This window comes from Candidatus Margulisiibacteriota bacterium, from assembly GCA_028706105.1.
Classification (GTDB): Bacteria; Margulisbacteria; Riflemargulisbacteria; order GWF2-35-9; family DYQY01; genus DYQY01.
Genome location: JAQWCF010000009.1, coordinates 1 through 21842, shown reverse-complemented (window position 1 = coordinate 21842; position 21842 = coordinate 1). Strand labels below are relative to the sequence as shown.

The 21842-nt window shown below is 34.1% G+C and carries 21 protein-coding genes; 4 read left to right on the top strand and 17 right to left on the bottom strand.

What is annotated here, in order from left to right; genetic code table 11:
• Nucleotides 1–828: a UDP-N-acetylmuramate dehydrogenase gene (murB, locus tag PHF25_01700; GenBank protein ID MDD4526733.1), complete on the top strand. Its 828-nt coding sequence runs from the start codon at nt 1–3 to the stop codon at nt 826–828.
• Here the strand turns inward: murB and glyS are convergent.
• Nucleotides 825–2855: a glycine--tRNA ligase subunit beta gene (gene glyS, locus PHF25_01695; GenBank protein ID MDD4526732.1), complete on the bottom strand. Its 2031-nt coding sequence runs from the start codon at nt 2853–2855 to the stop codon at nt 825–827. The two genes, murB and glyS, sit on opposite strands and share 4 nt — an antisense overlap.
• A gap of 152 nt (nt 2856–3007) precedes the next feature.
• Between glyS and PHF25_01690 the strand changes: the two genes are divergently transcribed.
• The gene (locus PHF25_01690) at nt 3008–4258 is read left to right on the top strand and encodes a DUF1015 family protein (protein MDD4526731.1); all 1251 of its coding nucleotides are present in this window, start codon (nt 3008–3010) and stop codon (nt 4256–4258) included.
• A gap of 5 nt (nt 4259–4263) precedes the next feature.
• Nucleotides 4264–4851 (top strand): hypothetical protein, encoded by a 588-nt coding sequence (locus PHF25_01685; protein MDD4526730.1) that lies wholly within the window; start codon nt 4264–4266, stop codon nt 4849–4851.
• A 71-nt stretch (nt 4852–4922) separates the two neighbouring features.
• Here the strand turns inward: PHF25_01685 and PHF25_01680 are convergent, their stop codons facing one another.
• The 12 genes from PHF25_01680 to pgi all read right to left on the bottom strand — a co-directional run bounded on the left by PHF25_01680 (nt 4923) and on the right by pgi (nt 17395).
• Nucleotides 4923–6431, bottom strand: a complete 1509-nt coding sequence (locus tag PHF25_01680) for a peptidylprolyl isomerase (protein MDD4526729.1) — start codon at nt 6429–6431, stop codon at nt 4923–4925.
• A gap of 9 nt (nt 6432–6440) precedes the next feature.
• Nucleotides 6441–7343, bottom strand: coding sequence for a permease-like cell division protein FtsX (locus PHF25_01675; GenBank protein MDD4526728.1), 903 nt, complete (start codon nt 7341–7343; stop codon nt 6441–6443).
• Nucleotides 7333–8010: an ATP-binding cassette domain-containing protein gene (locus PHF25_01670; protein ID MDD4526727.1), complete on the bottom strand. Its 678-nt coding sequence runs from the start codon at nt 8008–8010 to the stop codon at nt 7333–7335. Before PHF25_01670 ends, PHF25_01675 begins: the two co-directional genes overlap by 11 nt.
• Entirely contained in the window at nt 8011–8955 is a 945-nt protein-coding gene (locus PHF25_01665) for a transketolase family protein (GenBank protein MDD4526726.1), read from the bottom strand.
• On the bottom strand, nt 8943–9794 hold the full coding sequence (locus PHF25_01660; protein MDD4526725.1) for a transketolase: 852 nt from the start codon (nt 9792–9794) through the stop codon (nt 8943–8945). The genes PHF25_01665 and PHF25_01660 overlap by 13 nt, the downstream gene beginning before the upstream one ends.
• A gap of 9 nt (nt 9795–9803) precedes the next feature.
• The gene (rseP, locus tag PHF25_01655) at nt 9804–10811 is read right to left on the bottom strand and encodes an RIP metalloprotease RseP (protein ID MDD4526724.1); all 1008 of its coding nucleotides are present in this window, start codon (nt 10809–10811) and stop codon (nt 9804–9806) included.
• Nucleotides 10808–11959: a cofactor-independent phosphoglycerate mutase gene (locus PHF25_01650; protein ID MDD4526723.1), complete on the bottom strand. Its 1152-nt coding sequence runs from the start codon at nt 11957–11959 to the stop codon at nt 10808–10810. The genes rseP and PHF25_01650 overlap by 4 nt, the downstream gene beginning before the upstream one ends.
• A gap of 138 nt (nt 11960–12097) precedes the next feature.
• Nucleotides 12098–12712, bottom strand: coding sequence for a hypothetical protein (locus tag PHF25_01645; GenBank protein ID MDD4526722.1), 615 nt, complete (start codon nt 12710–12712; stop codon nt 12098–12100).
• A gap of 50 nt (nt 12713–12762) precedes the next feature.
• A complete protein-coding gene (locus PHF25_01640) occupies nt 12763–13908 on the bottom strand; it encodes an aminotransferase class I/II-fold pyridoxal phosphate-dependent enzyme (protein MDD4526721.1) in 1146 nt (381 codons plus the stop codon).
• A 9-nt stretch (nt 13909–13917) separates the two neighbouring features.
• Complete coding sequence (locus PHF25_01635; protein ID MDD4526720.1) at nt 13918–14415, bottom strand: Lrp/AsnC family transcriptional regulator; 498 nt, start codon at nt 14413–14415, stop codon at nt 13918–13920.
• 1 nt (nt 14416) lies between these two features.
• Nucleotides 14417–15457, bottom strand: a complete 1041-nt coding sequence (gene thrC, locus PHF25_01630) for a threonine synthase (GenBank protein MDD4526719.1) — start codon at nt 15455–15457, stop codon at nt 14417–14419.
• Nucleotides 15458–15598: 141 nt separating this feature from the next.
• Entirely contained in the window at nt 15599–17395 is a 1797-nt protein-coding gene (gene pgi, locus PHF25_01625; GenBank protein ID MDD4526718.1) for a glucose-6-phosphate isomerase, read from the bottom strand.
• A gap of 20 nt (nt 17396–17415) precedes the next feature.
• Here pgi and PHF25_01620 point away from each other — a divergent pair, with 20 nt between their 5' ends.
• A complete protein-coding gene (locus PHF25_01620; GenBank protein MDD4526717.1) occupies nt 17416–17886 on the top strand; it encodes a CYTH domain-containing protein in 471 nt (156 codons plus the stop codon).
• On the opposite strand, the gene queA is transcribed toward PHF25_01620, so the two are convergent.
• The 4 genes from queA to rpsI all read right to left on the bottom strand — a co-directional run.
• Nucleotides 17883–18920, bottom strand: a complete 1038-nt coding sequence (gene queA / locus PHF25_01615; protein ID MDD4526716.1) for a tRNA preQ1(34) S-adenosylmethionine ribosyltransferase-isomerase QueA — start codon at nt 18918–18920, stop codon at nt 17883–17885. The genes PHF25_01620 and queA overlap by 4 nt on opposite strands.
• Before the next feature lie 3 nt (nt 18921–18923).
• Entirely contained in the window at nt 18924–20489 is a 1566-nt protein-coding gene (locus PHF25_01610) for a HAMP domain-containing sensor histidine kinase (protein ID MDD4526715.1), read from the bottom strand.
• 68 nt (nt 20490–20557) lie between these two features.
• Nucleotides 20558–21505 carry a hydroxyacid dehydrogenase gene (locus tag PHF25_01605; protein MDD4526714.1) on the bottom strand — a complete coding sequence of 316 codons (948 nt, stop codon included), beginning with the start codon at nt 21503–21505 and terminating at the stop codon, nt 20558–20560.
• A 53-nt stretch (nt 21506–21558) separates the two neighbouring features.
• Nucleotides 21559–21842 (bottom strand): 30S ribosomal protein S9 (rpsI, locus tag PHF25_01600; protein ID MDD4526713.1); only part of this gene is annotated, 284 nt, incomplete at its 5' end.

The window sequence follows — 21842 nt, the reverse complement described above, 5'->3', positions numbered from 1 at the left end:
ATGATTGTTAGCACTATAAATGCTCAAGAGATAAGTGCTTCTCGTTGCCTTGGAGAAAACTACCAAATACATTTTCCAGAAAATATTTCTGAATTAATTGAGATAAACGAAGATGCTTTTATTTTAGGAAATGGAACAAACACGCTTTTTATTAGCAATCAAAAAAACCAATTTGTATCGTTAAAAAAACTTGCAAAATACGAACTAAAGAAAAATATTCTTTATGCTGAAGCTGGTATCTTGCTACCTAATTTGATTAAAAATCTAAAAGCTCAGAATATCGGAGGACTTGAATTTACTTATCCAATCCCTGCTACTTTAGGTGGTGCTATTTATCAAAACTTTGGAGCCTTTGATAAAACCATAAGCGATTTAATCATAGAGGTTAATTGCTTTGATTTAAAAAACAAAAAGCACCTAACGCTCTCTAAGCAAGAATGTGCTTTTGGTTACAGGCATTCTGTTTTTAAAACTAATAAATACTTAATTACTGCTTGCTTATTACAACTAGAAAACAAAGATTCTGGAACAATACAAAACAACTGTAGTACCTTTAAACAAAAAAGAGAGCTTTCGCATCCTCTAGCTTATACATTAGGAAGCATTTTCAAAAACCCTAAAGGGTTCTCTGCTGGTAAACTTATTGATGACTGCGAGCTAAAAGGCTACTCATATAAATCAGTACAAATTTGTAACACTCATGCCAACGTTATCTTATGCAATAAAAATTCAAAAGCTGAGGATTTTGTTGAACTCATTAAAATTATCCAAACCAAAGTAAGTACTAATTTTCAAATTAAGCTAGAACCTGAAATTAAAATATACTAAAACTGTAAAGTCTTCAAATCTCCAAATTGTTCAAAATACATCCTCATATTATGCAACAAACTCAGTCTATTATTCTTTATCTTTTCATCATCAACCATGACCATAACTGCTTCAAAAAAGTTACTTATTGTTTTTGCTAAAAGCTTCCACTCTTGAACAAGACAATCATCCCATGCTCTTTCTATTTTTGTTAATGATTTAAAGGTATCAAAAAGTGCTCTCTCAGAAGCATCCTCAAACAAAAAGGGGTCTATAACCTTTAATTCTCCCAAATTAGCATCTTTGGTAATATTAAGAACTCTGACTATTGCTTCTAAAACATCTTTCCTCTTTTCTGAGGCAGAAAGAATTGAAATAAAATTTAATCTTTTCTTAAGCAAGAGAATATTGAACGACTTCACAGTTTGAATTACATCATTTGCAACATTTTGGTCTTTCAAATACTGCTCTATTCTTTGTTCAAAAAAATCATATAATTTGGAAATATTGTCCTTGGAAAGATCAAAGTTTTTATACAAACTAACCGTGGCTTCCAATAGCTCCTCTAAAGAAAAGGGGAAATAATCTCTTTCGTAAAATATTCTGACAATGCCATTAGCTTGTCGTCTTAACCCAAAAGGATCTTGAGAACCAGAGGGTATTTTTCCTATTACAAACTGACCAACAATAGTTTCAATTTTATCAGAAACAGAAGCAATAGATGCAATTAAAGAACTTGGCAACACATCACCAGCAAAGGAAGGAAGATAATGCTCATAAATACTATCTGCAATGTTTTTATCGATACCCCATTTTAAAGCATATTGCTGTCCAACATAGCCTTGTAACTCAGCAAACTCATTAACCATACCTGTTGCCAAATCTGCCTTCGCATTTCCCGTAATTGCCAAAACAGTTTCTCTTTGTTTTGAATCTAGCTTTAGTTTCTTAATTATAAACTCAGCAACTAAAATATTCCTCGCAACTTTCTCATAAATACTTCCCAATTTTTGTTGAAAAGTTATTGTCTTTAACTGATTGTTAAAATGTTCAAAATCATATTTAGTATCTTCTTCAAAGAAAAATTTTGCATCAAAAAGTCTAGCTCTTAAAACTTTTTGATTACCAGCAATAATATTTTTACTGTTTTTTTCGTTTACATTGTCGGCAACCATTAAAAATTTATTTGTTAATTTCCCTTGTTCGATTAGTGGAAAATATTTCTGATTTTTTTGCATAGATGTAATCAGGATTCTGTCTGGAATTTGCAAAAATTCTTCTTCAAATTCGCCTTGTAAAACTACAGGATTTTCAACTAATCCACAAACCTCATTAAGTAAGACTTCATCAAGAACGACATTGCTTGTCACTTTAATAAGTTGACTTTTAATATATTCCTTTCTCTTTAAGAAAGAAGCTTTGACGTTATTTTTTAAAAGTAAATTTTCGTAATTTTCAGGTAAGTCAATTAATAATTCCGCCCCATTAATATTTAGTCCTTTACTAAAAGACCGATGTCCGCAAGTGGTATTTCCTGCTTTGATTCCTGCAAATTCTAAAGGCAAAATGGTGTCATCTAATATTGAAACTATCCAATGCACTGGTCTATAAAACTTCTGTGTCTCATTTCCCCATTTCATGGCTACTGGTAGGTACAAAGCAGAGAGCGCATCAACAACAATCTTTCCTAAAATATCTTTAGTAAGTTTGCCTTTTTCAAAAAAACTAACATACAAATATCCCTCACGGATAACACCCTCAGTTGCTCCAAACTTTTTCAAAAAACCTTCTCCTGCTTTTGTGTAACTTCCATCTTCATTAACAGCAACTTTTTCTGGTGGGCCTTTTATCTCTTCTTGTTTCGAGGACTGTTCTTTTGATAGTCCTTTTATGATCAAAGCTAATCTTCTATAAGTCGCAAAGGTTTCAACTTCATGGTAAGTTATTTTCTCTAGTCTCTTTGTAACATTCTCAACTAAATCACTTATTAAGCTTTGTAAAAACCTTGCGGGGACTTCTTCTGTACCAATTTCAAATAGATAATTCATAAAGATTATTATATAGCCTAAAGCTAAAAGCTAAAAGCCTAAAGCTATGACAATGAATGCTTAATTTTGTCCTTTTGCTATTTCTATCTCTGTGAGAAAATCACTAACAGATTCACGCTCAAGCGAGAAGGACTTTCGGCTAAGGAGTTAACATGGTCACAATAAAAGCGTTCAAAGGGATTAGACCACAAAAAGGATTAGAAACAAAGATAGCTTCACGTCCATACGACGTTTTAAACTCTGAAGAAGCACGCACTGAAGCCAAAGACAACAACATGTCTCTCTATCACATAATAAAGCCAGAAATAGACTTCCCTGTCGGCACTGATGAACATTCACAGCAAGTGTATGATAAAGCGCTAGAGAATTTCAATAAATTTAAAGAAAACAATTGGCTTATTCAAGACAAAGAAGAAAAATACTATATTTACTCACAAAAAATGGAAGGAAGAACACAGATTGGACTAGTGGCTTGCTCTAGCATCGACGACTACTTAAATGGAAACATCAAGAAACACGAGCTAACCAGAAAAGACAAAGAAGAAGACAGAATGGTCCATGTCAAAATAAATAATGCTAACATTGAGCCTATTTTCTTGGCATATCCAGCAAACCCTAGAATTGACCAAATTCTTGAGAAAACAATTAGTAAGTTTGAACCTGAATATAACTTCACCTCAGAGGATGGAATTACTCATTCTTTTTGGCTTATTACAAGCAAAGATTCCATTAATGAAATTACCAAAATTTTCACAAATATACCCTATACCTATGTTGCAGATGGACACCATAGGAGTGCCGCAGCAGCATTAGTAGGCAAAGAACTTAGAGAAAAACAACCAAGCTACACTGGAAAAGAAGAATTCAATTATTTTTTAACTGTTCTTTTCCCAGATAATCAATTAAAAATTTTTGACTATAATCGCCTTATTAAAGATTTGAATGGACTTACTCCTGACATGTTCTTAGTAAAACTTTCTCAAAATTTTATTATAGAAAACAAGGGTAAAGAGACTTATCGACCAGAAAACAAACACATCATGGGTCTTTACCTAGATAACAACTGGTATAAGCTTTCTTTTAAAGAAAACACTTACAACGACAAAGACCCAATTGATGCGCTTGACGTCACAACTCTTACAAAGTTTGTATTAGAACCATTGCTTAATATTCATGACTTAAGAACAAGCAAAAGGATCGACTTTGTTGGAGGAATCAGGGGACTACAAGAACTAGAAAAAAGAGTAGACTCTGGAGAAATGAAAGCTGCCTTTGCGATGTATCCTGTTTCCATGGAGCAACTAATGGCAATAGCCGACAATAATATGATAATGCCACCTAAAACAACGTGGTTCGAACCTAAACTTCGAAGCGGACTTATAATCCACAGTCTAGAAGACTAATGATTATGGGAAACAAAAAGATTGATTATCTTGTTTTTGCTGCTGAAAAAAGAGAAGTTTCCTCTTTCCTTAAGAAAGCAAAAAAGGTGAATGACAGAGTTTTTTTAATTACAATAAATAACAAAAGAATACTACTCATTGTTACTGGTGTAGGGAAAAATGCAATTAAGCGAACTCTAAAAAACCAAAATGAATTTCTTCAAGACATTAAAGCAGAAAAAACCTTCAACCTAGGCAATGCAGGAGCACTTAAAAGCATTAAAGCGTCTACAATTCTAAAAATAGGCAAAAGCTTTGGCAACAATGGAAAAGAAAAATTGATTCTTGATTCCAGCAGTCATGTTGAAAATATCACAGTAAATAGCCTTCAGAACAAGAAAAAACTATCTAGACAGTTCAACAACGCTTACACTGTAGACATGGAACTATTTCATTTAGCAAAAGCTTACCCGCAGATTATCTCTTACAAAATCATCTTAGATACTTTTAGGTTTAACCCTAAATCAATTATTTTTAAATTTATACTACCTTTGTTGGCAAAAAAAAATAATAAACTATTATACAATTTTTTCATAAGCAAATATTGTAGTTAATAAAAAATATCCCCTAGCTATTTAACCATAAGCTCTCAAGCTCAATAAAAAAGGCGTTATACTCTGCTAAGCTATTTTGCTAAACTATTTTCTGTTAAGCTATCCAACGCCTCTAATGCTGAAAAAGGATTAAGTGAATCTTTCTTTTTCGTTGCTTCTGCTTCCTTCTTTTGATCATCAATTAACTTTAATTGTTCATCTAGATTAGATTTCTGTTCTTTGGTCATTTTGTTTTTATAATTCTTATCTAAAACACTCAAAACTACTTCTTTCCCTTTGAATGTAACCAAAGCATCATCTATTAAACTAGAATAAAGATCAGTTAGTTTATACTTAATAAAAAGATCTAGCCCTGCAAAATATAATGAAGGGTAACGGTATCCTTGAAGCCTATTTTGCAGTATCAGCGCTTTCCTGATAGCTCTTATTGCTTCATCTTTGTTGCCCAATCTATCTAGCATCCTAGCAATCTGAGTATAAGTAAGTAGTTCACTATTAGCCATCAACGCTTTTTGATACTCAATTAAAGCCTCTTCATACTGCTGATTAACTTTGTAATCATAGGCCTTTATTTGAGAATCTATTATTTCGATATTAGCTGACAACTTTAGTGGCTTCAGCCATTCCTGAATGGCTTCCTGTTGCTTTTGTTGCAAGATTATCTGATCTACACGTTCATCTGTCAGGTCTGCTGGTTTATCTTTTTCTCTCTTATCTTCAACTAAAATAATATGGTACCCGTAAATAGTTCTTATTGGACCACCTATTTCACCCTTTGTTAGTGTATGCAACATGGACTCAAATTCTGGGACCATCTGTCCTCGACCGACCCAGCCCAAATCCCCACCTTTTTCAGCTGACGCAGTATCCTCTGAATATTTTTCTGCTATTTTCGCAAAGTTTTTTTTGTTACTCAGAACCATTTCATAAATTGTTTCTGCTTTCTTTAATTTAATTAGGTCTTCTTCCATATTATCTGTTGCTTGTTGGTCAACTTTTATCAAAATATGTCTAACTTTAGCCTCCGTAAAAGCCATTTCCCTATCCAAAGGTGTAACTCTAACCCTGCTAGTGATACCACCTAAAAATTTTGAAACAATAATATCATTCTTCTGTTGTTCTTTAAAAACTTTCCACTCTATCTTATTATCTTTTATGAGCTTCTTTAACGCACCTACATTCTTTAAGCCATAAGCCTTAACTAGCTGTTCCATCCTATAATTAAACTCCTGAGGGAAAACTTTTATCCCTTCTCGATTAGCTTCGTCCATCATTAACATGTTTGCTACTGTTTCTTGAAAGGCCTGATAACGATAATAATCCACTACATCCGGATCCAAAAGCATCCGTTGCTCACTAGGAATATTAGAAAAAGCTTGATTAAATTGCCTATTATAATAATAACCATCCAATGGTTTCCCATTTAACAAACCTAAGGCAGAAGTTGCTTCCTCTTTGTTTTCTTCACCATTACCTTGATTCAAAAAAGAATACGCCCCAATTCCTAAAAATGATAAGACAAATAACACGACTGTTATTGTTAATATTTCTTTAGCTCTCTCCCTCAAAAAATTTAACATTTTTACCTCCTAGCTATACTTTTTTAAAATATTCTTTAATAAACTTTTTACTGAAAAAAAACTGGCACTAACACTAATTGCTAATCCTATACTGATAATAAAAATATTTAAAGAAACAAAATTCATTTGCTTTGTAAAAACATAAGCAAAATGAAAGACCTGTTGTAAATTACTATTTACAAGAAAAAATATCAAATTAATAAGACCAACTGCCATTAAAGAACCTAGCAGCCCAATAATAAAAGCTTCTAAGACAAAAACAGATTCCACAAAACCATTGGTTGCACCCACTAATTTCATTATTTTTATTTCTTTTTCTTTAGCTATCATCGTGATATTGATAGTACTTGAAATGATTGTAAATGTTGAAAAAAGTAGCAAGATAACGATTAAACCTCCTATTAAATCAAACAACTTAACAATGCTTCTAAATTTATTAACAATAGTTTTACCATGTCTTACTTCTTCAATATCTTTTATAAACTTCAATTCTTTTAAAACACTATCAGTGTTATTAACCTTCTTTAATTTAATGATTATCAAGTCTGGCAAAGGATTACTAGGGATAAGCTCGATTATTTCTTTTTGGTATTGAAGCTTGCCTTTAAGGTCTTCCCAAGCAGATTCTTTAGTCACTACAGATAAGGATTTTACACCTTTAATCATCTTTATCTGATCACTAACTTGGCGCAACCGCGCTTCTGTGACATCACGAGTCAAATAAGCAGAAATATTAAGGTCATCACCTATAGCCGTTATCATGGAATTAATGTTCATAAACACTATCAAAAACATTGCTAACACAGATAGTGAAAGTGTTACCGTAAGAAAAGATAAGAAAGTCATGACAGCATTCTGTTTAATTGAGCTAATTGACTCTTCAAATAAAAAAATTAAAACTCTAACACTCATGATAACTGCCCATTTGCTGATCTCGGATTATATTGCCACCATGTAAAGCAATTACTCTTTTTCTCATAAGATCGACTATTGCCTTGTCATGTGTTGCAACAACTACAGTCGTATTGTCTAAATTGATTTTTGACATTAACTGGATTATTTCAAGTGACGCATCAGGATCAAGATTACCTGTTGGCTCATCAGCAAGTAAAACTGGAGGTTTGTTAATTATTGCACGCGCGATACACGCCTTTTGCTGTTCACCACCTGAAAGCTGATAAGGATAACAGTGTAGCTTGCTTTCCAACCCTACTAACTCTGCCACCCGTTCGATCTTCTCTACGATAATCTTCTTTCGTTCACCTTGAATTTTTAAAACATAAGCTAAGTTTTCATAAATAGTTCTATTTAGTATCTTAAAATCTTGAAAAACAAATCCTATGTTTTTTCTCAAATTAGAAACTTGCTTCTCATTAAGCTCATTAATACTAGTCATCCCCATGTATATTTTGCCAGATTCAGGAGTTTGCTCTCTTGTTAAAAGGCTCAAAATAGTAGTTTTTCCTGCACCAGTAGGCCCAACTAAAAAAACAAACTCATCTTTAGCTATATGAAGATTTATATGGTTAAGAACAACAAAGTCTTGATATTTTTTAGTAACGTTCCTTAGCCTAATCACTTATTTGCGTGAGACAGCAAGTAATGCTTTAGAAACAATGCCTTTTACATTCAGCCCATGCTTCTCTAATAGGGCATCTGGTTTCCCGCTCTCCCCGAATACTCCTGCGATACCAAGCATTTCGATTGGAACAGGACACTTGCGAGCAGTTACTTCTGCTATAGCACTACCAACACCACCAAAGATTGAATGTTCTTCAGCTGTAACAAATGCACCTGTGCTAACAGCCATTTTATAAATATTTTCTTCATCTAGAGGTTTAATACTAGAAACATTAACAACTGCGGCAGAAACTTCATGTTCTTTCTCCAAAACATCTGCAGCATCTAAAGCCATCTTAACCATTATTCCAGATGCCATTATTGTTACATCTTTACCTTCTTTCAAAACTTTATTCTTGCCTAGCTGAAAATCACATTCCCCTTCGTTAAAAATAACAGGAGTTGCTCCTCGGCTCATTCTTACATAAAAAGGACCAGATTCTTTGGCAACAAAATGGATTGCTTGTTCCGCTTCTAGAGCATCAGCCGGAACTATAACTCTCATATTGGGAAGTATTCTCATTAAAGCGATATCCTCCAGTGCCTGATGCGAAGCTCCATCTTCTCCCACAGTTATTCCTGCGTGAGTGGCACATACTTTTACATTAAGATTAGGATAACAAACTGAATTTCTAATCTGCTCCCATGTTCTCCCAGTAATAAACATTGCAAAGGAACTTGCAAAAACTGTTTTACCCATACAAGCAAAGCCTGCAGACATTCCAATACAATCTTGTTCAGCTATTCCGGCATTAAAAAATCTATCCGGAAACTCTTTGGCAAACTTCTCTGTTCTGGTTGAGCAAGATAAGTCTGCATCTAAAACAACAATATCTTTGTTTTTCTTACCTAAAGCGATTAATACTTTTGCATAATAATCTCTCATTGCTGCTACTCCTGACATCCACAAACTCCCATTTTTTTATCTAACTCACTACAAGCTATTGCTTTCTGTTCATCGTTACAAGGAGCACCATGAAAGCAAAGCTGGCTCTCCATAAAAGACACGCCCTTGCCCTTAACTGTCGCCGCTATTATAACAGTCGGCTTCCCAACTACTTTGTCTGCCGTTACTAAAGCACTCTCAATTTGCTCAAAATCATGACCATCAATATTAATAACTTCCCAGCCAAAGGCTTTAAGTTTATCAGTTAATGGCTCTATTCCCATTACATTAGTAATATTACCATCTATCTGTTGCTTATTATTATCTACAAAAACACACAGATTATCACATTTATAATGCGCGGCTGACATCATTGCTTCCCACACTTGTCCTTCTTGTAACTCGCCATCTCCCATAACTGCATAGACGCGATTCTTTTTGTTATCTAACTTCAGCGCCAAACTCATCCCAACTGAAACTGACAACCCTTGTCCTAATGAACCAGTAGACATCTCTATCCCCGGTAATTTATTCATATCTGGATGACCCTGCAATCTCGAACCAATACATCTAAGTGTTTTAAGCTCTTCTTCTGGAAAGAATCCTTTTATTGCCATTGCTGAATACAAAGCAGGTGCAGCATGACCCTTACATAAAACAAAAATATCTCTGTCTGCTTTTTTAGGCTGTTCTGGGTCAATATTTAACCAATTAAAATATAAAAAAGTAACAATATCAGTCATAGACATTGAGCCACCAGGGTGACCCGATTTAGCATAATGTGTCATCTCGATTATATGCTTTCGTATTTTGGCGGAGATATTATGAAGATAAGTTAATTGGTTTGCTGTTAACATTTCTTTTAGCTATTTTAACAGCAATTTATGAATATCAAAATAAGAAATATATATAACAAAGAAAATTAATATAATAAACCCTAAAAAATGAAATTTATATTCAAGTTTCTTCGTTATCTTTTCCCCAAAAATAAACTCCAAAAACAAGACGACAATCCTGCCCCCATCTAATGCTGGGAAAGGAAATAGATTAATAACTGCCAAATTAATACTTAACATCGCTAGAAAACTAAAAAAATAAGCAAATCCTTGGCTAGTAGCCTGACTTGTTAACTGAATTATGCCAACTGGTCCATAAACTTGATCAACGCCAATTTTTCTACTAACCAACATCCACAATCCTTTATAGGTAACAACCACAATATTAATACACTGGTCTAACGAATGTTTTAGTGAATTTATGACAGAAAATCTTTCCTTATTTTCTGTCGCCAAAACAATGCCAATGATGCTTCTTCCAGCTTTTTCAACAGGAGTTACTTTATATGAATGCTCATCCATACCCCTTTGAACCAAGATAATTTTTTCTTTCCCCTCGTACCGGCTCAACGCATTAATGACTTCTTTCCCTGAGGAAACCTTTTTGCCATCAATAGATAAAACAGCGTCTCCTTGCATTAGTCCTGCCATTCGTGCGGGGCCATTCTGCGAGATGGTTTCAATTACATTCGTTACTTTATTAGGGATACCTGTAACAAAAAATATTAAAAAAAACACTAACCAAGCAAAAAGCAAGTTATTAATTGACCCTGCCAAAAGAATTTTCAACCTATTCCAAAAACTAATTTTCACATTACTGTCTTTGTCTTCTAAAGCTGGAATTCTTACATATCCACCTAAAGGGAAGATTCGTAAAGAAAACACGGTACCATTAATTTCTTTTTTAAAAAAACATTTACCCATCCCTATAGAAAACTCAGAAACACTAATCCCGGCTGATTTTGCTGTCACAAAATGACCTAGCTCATGAACTAAAACGATTATAGATAGGCTTAATAATGCAACAACAAAACTCATTTAATAAATCGGCCCATTAACTCATGGCCAATGATTGCTTCCTTAGAATTATCCTGAGCATACTTTTCTGTATACACCGCATCCTTATTCTTTTGATTAATACTGCTGTCATAAATAATATATGGGACTAAATCTGCTGAGTGTGTCTTAATTTCAATTGGTGTCGAATGGTCTGGCAAGATTAGTATTTTATAATTTATGTCTCCTATTTCTGACAGAATTGTACCAATTACCCTGTTATCAAAATCCTCAATAGCTTTTATTTTTAAGTTCAAATCTCCAAGATGCCCAGCCTCATCAGGTGCTTCGACATGAATAAAAACAATATCGTAATTTTTTAAAGCCTCAATTGCATACCTTGCTTTACCTTCATAATTAGTATCAACAAAACCTGTAATACCTGGAACCGAAACATAATCCATCCCAGCAGCAAAACCAAGACCTTTAATTAAATCTACAGCCGTGATAACGCCACCTTTTAATCCATATACTGATTCAAAATTTGGAATAGACAACTTTGTGCCTTGACCCCACAACCAAACCATATTTGCCTGAATATTTGTTGGCATTATTTTCAAACTTTTTTCCATTATTTCTTTAATTAACGAAGAACTCATCCCTTTTGGCAAATAATCAGAAATACCTTGACCACTAATATCGTGCGGAGGTGTAGTCTCAATATTAAAAACTTCACCTTCAACCTTCAATAAATTTCGATAACTTACGCCAGAAAAAAACTTCATATTATTGATATGTTCTATCATTTTATTCAACGCACAAATCGCGTCCTTACCATCTTTATTGGAAATATGGCCAGCCGTAAAATCCTTCATTTTGCCATTCTCTATAGTAACTAAATTAGCGCGAAAAACAGTATCTTCATCACCAAGTTCAATGCCTTGGGCAACTGCTTCAATAGGAGCACGTCCTGTATAATACTTGGCTGGATTATATCCAAACACAGACAAATTACAAACATCACTGCCTGGAGGTAAATTATCAGGCGTATTTTTCACTAAACCTATTTCACCTTTGCTAGCCAATAAATCTAAATTAGGAATATTTGCTAGTTCTAACGCAGTTTTACCGTCTTTACTGTCAGAAGGCCATCCAGACATCCCATCACCTATAATAACTATATACTTCATGTGTTTTATTATAACGTTTATTTGTTGATTTGTTTACTTCGACTTCACTTGCCCAAGCATTGTTTTATTTGCCCGCCCCAAATAGCTATTTGCTAAACAATTGTATTTTGGAATTTGCTCCACAGGTTCATTCAAGTTTTATTTATTCAAACTTATACCAACAAACGCAAGACTATCTTGGTCGACATTGCCGGTAATACTAACCCTCTGATTGATATCAAAAGCTTGAAAAGAAGAAAGACCCGCACTAATCGGAGCCTTAATAATAAAAGCTAATGAATCCTCAATCCCCTCTGGAAGCTCAGCCGTAGTCCTCCAATTTTTACCATACATAGCTGGGTTTATGCCATGCCTATCAAGTGGTTCATCTGTTGCAAAAACTAAAAAATACCCTTGAAATTCAGAAGAAACATCTTTGCTGCCTGTAGCTTCCACATGTGCACCCATATTGGCATAATATGCTATTTCTAAAATCACATCCTCTAGTACTTGCATGGAAACCCCCTTTTGCCCTATCTCATTCAAGCCAAAAGAAAGTCTCGTTTCATCATCTCCTCTATTCGTTACTGCTTTAGACTTATCAACTTGTCCATTTTGTTTATTTACAGCAAATAATGCCTCAGAAGGAGCAACTCCCCTAATATACAAATACTTATTTTCAAGATTACTGGTTCGCGCAATTAAATTATATAATAACCTACAAATCTGCACGTCCAAGGCCTCGTCATTAATAGAAATTATTTTTAGTTCCATAACTAAGTTATGCCCAATAAAGGAATTTTTAAACGATTTAATTTAAATATCTATAAAGTACTAATAAATTTATTGATTCTGACAATGGCCTCTTTGAGCTCATCCAAGCTGCAGGCGTAACAACAACGCACATGATCATCAATCATAGTTCCAAAGGCATTGCCAGGAACTACTGCTACTCTACCTTCTTGTAAAAGTTTCATTGAAAAATCTTCAGCGCTAAGACCAAACTTTTTCACATTGGGAAACATATAAAACGCTCCTTCTGGTTTTTGCACATCAAATCCTATTTCAACTAATGATTCATAAAAATAATTACGTCTTAACTCATACGAATTTTTCATTCTTTTTAACTCCGCACGTCCATTCCTTAATGCTTCAATAGCTGCATATTGCGACATTATTGGAGCACATAAAACGTTATACTGCTGTATTTTAACCATTTCGTTAAGAACTTCTCTAGGACAAGCCACATAGCCAATTCTCCAGCCAGTCATCGCGTATCCTTTGGAGAAACCATTGAGAAGGATTAACCTGTCTTTAATGTAAGTAGAAGCAGAAAGTGGTTCCATCTCATAAACCAAATCGCCATAAACCTCATCAGAAATAAGCCAAAGGTCATGTTTCTTGCATGTCTCAATGATGCTCATAAGTTGTTCTTTGTTAATCATTTTACCTGTAGGATTACTAGGGTAAGAAATAAGAACAGCCTTTGTCTTCGGCGTAATATGCTTTTCAATTGCCTCTTTTGTGAGAATTAAATCAGTGGACCTAGTGTCTACAATAACAGGAACCCCACCAGCTAGATAGGCCAATGGCTCATAACAAACATAACTTGGCACTGGAATTATTATTTCATCTCCAGGGTCAAGCAGTGTTCTAAATGTCAAATCAAGCCCAGCTGACACACCAACGGTGATCATTATTTCATCTTTGGGATCATATTCAGCAGAAAAGCGTGTCTGTAAATCATTACTGATTTCTTTCCTTAACTCCAATAATCCCATATTGGAAGTATACGAGGTATGGCCTTTTTCTAAATGATAAATGCCTTGCTCTGTTATGTGCCAAGGAGTTGGGAAGTCAGGCTCGCCAACACCAAGAGAAATGACGTCCTTACTGTTAAGAACTAAATCAAAAAACTTTCGGATGCCTGAAGGCTTTACTTGCTTAAGTCTGGCAGATAACTCTTTCATTTATAGCTCCTAGAATGCAACATTTAAACGGCTGGAACCTTCACATTCAATAGTACCCATAATCACGCCGTTTTCTTTATATTTCTTTAATTGAAAATGTGTTGCAGTGGAAAGTATTCTGCCTATTGGAGAAAGTTTTTTTGAAACAAAGGAGGCAATATCTTTCAGTGATTTACCCTCTACTACTACTAGGATATCATATGCTCCACTCATCAAATAGACTGACTTAACTTCAGAAAATTTTTGTAGCCGTTCACCTAAACTATCAAAACCTTTGTCTCTTTCAGGAGTAACTTTTACTTCAATAAAAGCAGTAACGGACTGGCCGTTGTCTAATAATTCATCATTAATTACCGCTGTGTATTTTAAAATAATCTTATCAGCTTCCAGTTCTTTGATTAAACTATCAACTTCCTTCTCTGAAATACCAATCATCTTTGCGATATCAGCATTAGCCAATCTGGAGTTTTCCTTTAAGATTTGAGTCAGTTTTTCTTTAATAATCATTTCACACCCCTATTAATTTTACTATTTCACTAAGTGAATTTGATACTTTATGTGTTTTTTCAGACATCTTGATTGCATTGTCTGGGTCTTTTAAGCCATGACCAGTCAGAGTACAAACGATAACGTCCCCAGATTTAAACATCTCTTTCTTTTTTAATATTCCAGCAACAGATGCTGCAGAAGCTGGTTCGCAAAAAACGCCTTCCGTTGCTGCTAACAATTTAAACGCTGACAATATTTCCTCATCAGTTACGCTATCAATAAGCCCAAAAGACTCATCTCTCGCTGTTTCTGCTTGTTTCCAACTTGCTGGATTTCCAATGCGAATAGCTGTTGCTACTGTTTCTGGTTTATCAAAAATATGTCCCTTTACAATAGGGCAAGAACCCTCTGCCTGAAACCCTATCATCTTTGGGACACTTCGTGCCTTTTTATTATCTCTATACTCAGTATATCCCTTCCAATATGCAGTAATATTACCAGCATTTCCTACTGGTAATGAATGATACGTAGGAGCAAAACCTAACGCATCAATAATCTCAAAAGCGGCTGTCTTTTGCCCTTCTATTCTAAAAGGATTAATAGAGTTAACCAACTCGATTGGATACATACTTGTAACTTCTTTCACTGTATTAAGCGCATCGTCAAAGTTACCCTCAATTTCTATAACAAGCGCATTATGCATCATCGCTTGAGCTAACTTACCTAAGGCAATCTTGCCTTCGGGAATTATTACAACAGACTTAATGCCAGCTCTGGCAGCATAAGCAGAAGCAGAAGCAGAAGTGTTGCCCGTAGAAGCACACATAACTGCCTTCATTCCCTTTTCAACTGCTTTGGTAATAGCCATAGTCATTCCACGGTCCTTAAATGAACCTGTTGGATTAAGGCCTTCGTACTTAAAATACACTTTTATGCCTTTACCAAGCAAAGAAGAAATATGAACAGCTGGAATAAGTGGAGTATTCCCCTCATTTAATGTAATAATCTTAGTGCTAGCCGAAACTGGCAAATACTCACGATATCTATTAATAAGTCCCATATAATGCATAAAGGTATTATAAGGCTAAAAGCTGAAAGCTAAAAGCCTAAAGCTTGAGAAATCAACAATAAAGCAATTAATTTTATAAAAAATAAAAAATGCCAGCCCTTACAATTTATTTACAAAAATAGCTTTCCCCAACTAATCTTTTAGATATTTTTTAATTAGTGCAGTTGTTGATGGATCATGTGACCTTGGACTACCTGACTCAATATCTTTTAAAATAACACCAGCTAACTCTTTTCCCAATTGAACACCCCATTGGTCAAAACTCAGCACTTGCCAAATTATCCCTTGAGTAAAAATCTTATGCTCATACATAGCAACAAGCATACCCAAGGTCTTCGGCGATAATTCCTGCAAAAATATCGCATTACTTGGTCTATTACCTTCAAATGTTTTGTGTGGAATAAGCTCTTCTGAACAACCTTCAGCGATAAGCTGTTCTTTAGACTTGCCATTCATTAACGCTTCCTGCTGAGCTATAAAATTCGCAATCAGCTTGTCATGGTGCTCTTTTCTATACGGGTGTGCAGGATTAATACAAGCTATAAAATCACAAGGAATAAGCTTTGTTCCTTGGTGAATAAGTTGATAAAAGGCATGTTGCCCATTCGTACCCGGCTCGCCCCAAATAACAGGTCCAGTTTGATAGTCTACTCTTTCACCATCTCGGGTAATAACTTTACCGTTGCTTTCCATATCTCCTTGTTGAAAATAGGCAGCAAATCTTTCTAAACGTTGGTCATAAGGGAGCATTGCCATGGTCTCAGCACCAAGGAAATTATTATACCAAATACCCAATAACGCTAAGTTCATGGGAATATTTTTTTCGACTGGAGTATTTAAAAAATGCTCATCCATAAGGTTATACCCTGCCAATAAATCTGCATAAGCATCTTTACCAATAGATAACATGATTGGCAAACCAATTGCTGATGGGGAAGAATATCTACCTCCGACCCATTCCCAAAAAGGAAACATATTCTCGAGGTCTATCCCAAATTCAGAAACTTCTTTTTCAGCTGTAGAGGCTGCTACAAAATGTTTAGCAACATCTTTATCTTTCATCTTAGCTAAGAACCAATTCTTAGCGGTAACAGCATTTTGCATAGTTTCTTGAGTTGTAAATGTTTTAGAAGCAACAATAAACAAAGCATCTTCAGGGTTACACTTTTGTAAAACTTCATAAATATCTTGTCCATCAACATTGGAAACAAAATGGAAGGTAATTTCTTTAGTTCTATACGGTTCTAATGCCCTAACAAGCATTTTCGGGCCTAAATCAGACCCTCCTATGCCAATATTCACAACTGTCTTTATTCTTTTACCAGTTGCACCCTTCCACTGACCACTCCTGACCTTATCAGTAAAAACTGACATCCTATTTAAAACATCACAGACCATTGGCATGACGTCTTTGCCTTCAGTAAAAATCGAAGATTTAGGAATAAACTTGTTAGAATCTAACTTAACATTACGTAAAGCAACGTGTAGAACAGCTCTCTTTTCTGTGGTGTTTATCATTTCACCAGAAAACATCTTGTCAGCCCAATCACTAACATCAGAAACCTTGGCTAAATTATATAACGCCAACATAATTTCCTGCGTAACCCTATTCTTTGACGTGTCCAAATACATTTCGCCTAAAGAAAAACTCATCTTCTCTAAACGTTGAGGATCCAACTGAAATTGTTCTTTAATATTAATCTCTTTTGTTGCTAATTCTTCTAACTTTATCCATTCCGCTGTTTGTGAAATCAATGTAACCCCTCCATTTATGTTATTACCTAAACTTACTACCCTGTTTTTAAATTTTATTCTTCCTAATAATATACTATATTCTTTTATATATCGAACAAATAAATAAAGTTTTCTAAAAACTTGTTTCTTTTGTATGCCAATATCATAATCATCCTTGTATAGTAAAGTCCTCAAAAATAGGTTATATTTTATCTATGATTAAAGAAATTGAAAGAAAATTTCTCATAAAAAAATTACCAACAGATTACTTCTCAAACAAACATGCTGAAATAATCCAAGGATATATTAGTGTAGATGGAGATGGAACAGAAGTAAGACTAAGAGAGCTGGATAAAACATACACAATGACAGTTAAAACAGGGAAAGGACTTATCCGAGATGAGTACGAAATAACAATCTCCCTTGAACACTACAACAAGTTCTGGCCAACTACTTCAGGCAGAAGAATAAAAAAAACTAGATATTATCTTCCATATAATGAATTTATCATTCAATTAGACGTCTATCATGGCCATCTCAAAGGTTTATTCGTAGCTGAAATAGAATTTTGCTCAGTTGATGAAAGCGCTACTTTTGTTCCCCCACAATGGTTTGGTGAAGAAGTTACTACTGATGTTAAATATAAAAACAAAAATATAGCTATTTACGGAATAAACTTACGTTAAATAATTATCATCGCATCACCAAAACTAAAGAATCTATACCCCAACTTCTTTGCTGTTTCATATGATTGCATTATAAAATCTCTATCTGCAAACGCTGAAATCATTAACAATAATGATGATTTAGGTAAATGAAAATTTGTGATAATAGAGTCAGCCACCTTAAACTCAAATCCAGGATAAATGAAAATGTCTGTTGAGCCTTCTCCTGCTTCTAGTCTTCCATGTTTCTGAAATACCCCCTCTAAAACCCTTGTAGTCGTTGTCCCTACAGCGATAACTTTTTTGCCTTTGCTTTTGGTTTCATTAATTTTATCTATGGTTTCTGTTGAAATTTCATAATTCTCACTATGCATTATATGCTCTAAATAATTATCACATTTAATCGGACGAAAAGTACCAATACCCACATAAAGCGTCAGAAATGTACTATCAATCCCCTTGTTCTTTAATGTCTCTAATAGCTCATTATTAAAATGCAGACCAGCAGTAGGAGCAGCTACCGCCCCCTTTTTTTCAGCAAAAACTGTTTGGTATCTTTGTTTATAAAAATCTGTTTTTGTTTCCTCATAATTTATATATGGTGGTAACGGTATCTGACCTAACCTATCTATTACTTCGAAAAAATCAAAATTTGTTTGAAAGCTAACTAATCTTTTACCTTCTTCCAAAATACTAACAACCTCAAAGGATAAATCAGAAGAAAAACAAACCACTGTTCCAACTTTTATTCCTGGCTTAACAAGGACTTCCCAAAGAATTTCTCCTTCTTTGCTTCTGTCTTGCAGTAAAAAAACTTCTACTTTACCACCTGTTTGCTTTTTCCCATAAAGCCTTGCTGGTAGAACTTTTGCATTATTGAAAACTAACAAATCTCCTGATTCCAACAACTCTTCTAGTTGATTAAAAATCTTATTAGTTATTTTTTTATTTTTTCTATCAAGGACCATTAACCTTGAATCAGAACGTTTATCAGAAGGTAATTGAGCAACAAACTCTTTAGGGAGCTCATAATCGAAATCAAAGATTGAAGCCATTAATTAATGTTTTTTATATAAAGTAACAGTAAATGTCGTTCCTTTTCCAAGAACGCTATCTACGCTAATGTCAGCACCGTGTAATTCGATGATGTTTTTTACGATAGATAAACCAAGACCAGTACCGTCATATATTTTTGTTAACGAATTATCCACTTGCCTAAATTTATCAAAAATTATTTTCAGGTCTTCTTTTTTTATACCAATACCACTATCTTTAATTTCAACAACTATCTTGTCTTTCCCGCCAGTAACATTAACATCTATTTGTCCTTTTTCGGTAAACTTGATTGCATTGGAAAGTAAATTGGAAAAAACGCTCTCCATATTATCTATATCAACTTCAACCAGCAAATCTTTCACGCTTTTACCTTTAATAATATTAACATTAAGTTTTAATTTCTTTTTGTCGGCTTGTATCATAATTTTCTTAACTGTGTCGTTAATTAAAACGCTAACATCTACCATCTGTAAATTGAGCCTTGTATTTCCAGACTCTACCTCATTTAGCAAAAGCAATTTATTAATAATCTTCAATAAAGATAAACTATTTTCATGTGCTATTCTCAAAAATGTTTCTTGTGTTTTAGGTATATTTCCATAGTTAAGAACTATTTCAATATAGCCAAGTATGCTAGTTAATGGTGTTCTTAGTTCATGCGAAATGTTTTGCAGAAATTGATCTTTAAGCTCATCAAGCTCCATTAACTGTTTATTCTTATCTTCTAACTCTTTAGTCTTTGCCTCTACAATATCTTCAATGTTATCTATATGCTCTTTTAATTGTTTATCTATCTCAAACAATCGTTGCATCATACCATTAAAAGCATCAGCTAATTCATTAAATTCCTTATTGGAATTGACATCTATTGTTTTTTCAAAAATTCCATTTTTAACACTATCTATTGAAGCTAAAAATTTCTTGTATGGGCTAGAAAAGTTTTTTACATAAAAATAAATCAAAGATCCAAATCCAAAAATAACAAAAAAGATAAGTGCTCCTATATAAAAAACTAAAAACCTCTCATACGACAATGTCCTTTGACGAAAAACAAAAGAAACATCTGCATAGTTCTCATTAGTTATGCGATGCAATTCAGACAACACGCTATCCTCAAGAAAGTTAAGCTGACGAACAATCGCTTGTCTTTCTGCTTGTGATATTTTCTTCTCAAAAAGTATCTGAATTAAATCCTTAGTTTTTATGTAAAACTCATATTCTTTCTGCATAACTCCAACATAGGAGCTACCATATTGATTACTACTCCTAAGAAAATTGTGAAATTGATAATCTAAACTATTGATTAAATGAATAAAATCTCTTCTCGCCTCATAAGTGACACTATCAGAATGTTTATATGACAAATAGAAAAGTTTGGAAAAAGATGTATATATATTTTGAACAGCATTGGCATTATACGCATAAAAAGCTAATTTACTATCTATCTGCCTGTCCTTCTGAAAGTTATTGAATAAGACAACGGCTGATGCCAAGAAAAAAAGAAAAAATAAAGTAATTATTAAAAAAAACTTAAATCTAAATGAAAATACTTTTATTTTATTTGTCATACCTTAATTATATTTACTTTACTCAAAAAGTAAACGAACCCTTTCTTTACTATCAACAAATTTTGCTTTCATAAACACACAGAACAACCTGCTTTATCTCCACTAAGAACAGCATCTACTTGTTTGGCGACATCAATTGCCACATTAATCTTTGCTTCTTTTGTAGCTGCACCCAAGTGTGGTGTTGTAATAATATTCTTTACTCCAATTAATGAATTTCTCTTACCAGCAGGTTCTTCAGAAAAAACATCTACAGCCGCTGCCTTAACCTTGCCACTCTCTACTGCGTCTTTTAAATCTTTCTCAACAACGATTCCACCTCTAGAACAATTAACAAAAAAAACTCCATCTTTCATTTTATCAAACATACTCTTATTGAATAATCCTTCTGTATCTTTATTTTTAGGAATATGTAAGGTTAAAAAGTCTGACGTAGACAATACTTCATTCAAATCAAGTAATTTAAGACCATCTAACTCAGGGTAAGCATTAGTCACGCCTACATCATAACCTACAACCTTCATGCCAAATGCTTTAGCATACAAAGCCACTTGTCTACCAATTTTACCTAACCCAATGATTCCAAGCGTCTTACCCCTCAGTTCGGTTCCGAGAAAAGCTGGTCTGTCCCATTTTCCGTCTTGTAAGCTTTGATGTGAAAAGGGAATGTTTCTACTAACTGATAAAACCATACCTAGCGTATATTCAGCTGCTGCTACGGTATTCCCTTCGGGTGAATTAACTACAACAATTCCTTTATTGTGCGCTGCCTGAACATCAATGTTGTCAACTCCAACACCGGCACGCCCAATAATTTTCATTTTTTTTGTAGCATTGATAATTTTTTTGGTAACATTGGTTTCGCTTCTTACAATCATCGCGTCATAATCCGCAACAATAGAAACTAATTCCTCTTCAGAAAGTCCTGTTAGAACATCCACTTGATACTTCTTGTTCAGTATCAATAATCCCTCTTCAGATAACTTATCACTGATTAAAATCTTTTCCTTGGACATGGACCCTTCTCCCCTGAATCAACAAAAAAGCACCCTTTCGGGTGCTTTTGAAATTATCTCTTTCTGTACTGTGTGCCTTTTCTGGCTTTCTTCTTACCGTACTTCTTTCTCTCAACTATCCTATCATCTCTAGTTAAAAGTCCTTCACCCTTTAGAATTGTTCTATATTCTTCAGAAACAACATTAAGACCTTTCGCGATACCATACATAACTGCATCTACTTGACCACTGATTCCACCACCATTAACTGAAGCAATAACATCATATCTATCATTAGTTTTTGTTAACAACAATGGTTTCATTAATTTGGTTCTTTGAGTCAAAGAAATATTCATGT

What these genes read in the sequence shown, in the direction of transcription:
- murB (MDD4526733.1), top strand. Translation starts at nt 1, where the DNA reads ATGATTGTTAGCACTATAAATGCTCAAGAGATAAGTGCTTCTCGTTGC.
- glyS (MDD4526732.1), bottom strand. Translation starts at nt 2,855, where the DNA reads ATGAATTATCTATTTGAAATTGGTACAGAAGAAGTCCCCGCAAGGTTT.
- PHF25_01690 (MDD4526731.1), top strand. Translation starts at nt 3,008, where the DNA reads ATGGTCACAATAAAAGCGTTCAAAGGGATTAGACCACAAAAAGGATTA.
- PHF25_01685 (MDD4526730.1), top strand. Translation starts at nt 4,264, where the DNA reads ATGGGAAACAAAAAGATTGATTATCTTGTTTTTGCTGCTGAAAAAAGA.
- PHF25_01680 (MDD4526729.1), bottom strand. Translation starts at nt 6,431, where the DNA reads ATGTTAAATTTTTTGAGGGAGAGAGCTAAAGAAATATTAACAATAACA.
- PHF25_01675 (MDD4526728.1), bottom strand. Translation starts at nt 7,343, where the DNA reads ATGAGTGTTAGAGTTTTAATTTTTTTATTTGAAGAGTCAATTAGCTCA.
- PHF25_01665 (MDD4526726.1), bottom strand. Translation starts at nt 8,955, where the DNA reads ATGTCAGGAGTAGCAGCAATGAGAGATTATTATGCAAAAGTATTAATC.
- PHF25_01660 (MDD4526725.1), bottom strand. Translation starts at nt 9,794, where the DNA reads ATGTTAACAGCAAACCAATTAACTTATCTTCATAATATCTCCGCCAAA.
- rseP (MDD4526724.1), bottom strand. Translation starts at nt 10,811, where the DNA reads ATGAGTTTTGTTGTTGCATTATTAAGCCTATCTATAATCGTTTTAGTT.
- PHF25_01650 (MDD4526723.1), bottom strand. Translation starts at nt 11,959, where the DNA reads ATGAAGTATATAGTTATTATAGGTGATGGGATGTCTGGATGGCCTTCT.
- PHF25_01645 (MDD4526722.1), bottom strand. Translation starts at nt 12,712, where the DNA reads ATGGAACTAAAAATAATTTCTATTAATGACGAGGCCTTGGACGTGCAG.
- PHF25_01640 (MDD4526721.1), bottom strand. Translation starts at nt 13,908, where the DNA reads ATGAAAGAGTTATCTGCCAGACTTAAGCAAGTAAAGCCTTCAGGCATC.
- PHF25_01635 (MDD4526720.1), bottom strand. Translation starts at nt 14,415, where the DNA reads ATGATTATTAAAGAAAAACTGACTCAAATCTTAAAGGAAAACTCCAGA.
- thrC (MDD4526719.1), bottom strand. Translation starts at nt 15,457, where the DNA reads ATGGGACTTATTAATAGATATCGTGAGTATTTGCCAGTTTCGGCTAGC.
- PHF25_01620 (MDD4526717.1), top strand. Translation starts at nt 17,416, where the DNA reads ATGATTAAAGAAATTGAAAGAAAATTTCTCATAAAAAAATTACCAACA.
- queA (MDD4526716.1), bottom strand. Translation starts at nt 18,920, where the DNA reads ATGGCTTCAATCTTTGATTTCGATTATGAGCTCCCTAAAGAGTTTGTT.
- PHF25_01610 (MDD4526715.1), bottom strand. Translation starts at nt 20,489, where the DNA reads ATGACAAATAAAATAAAAGTATTTTCATTTAGATTTAAGTTTTTTTTA.
- PHF25_01605 (MDD4526714.1), bottom strand. Translation starts at nt 21,505, where the DNA reads ATGTCCAAGGAAAAGATTTTAATCAGTGATAAGTTATCTGAAGAGGGA.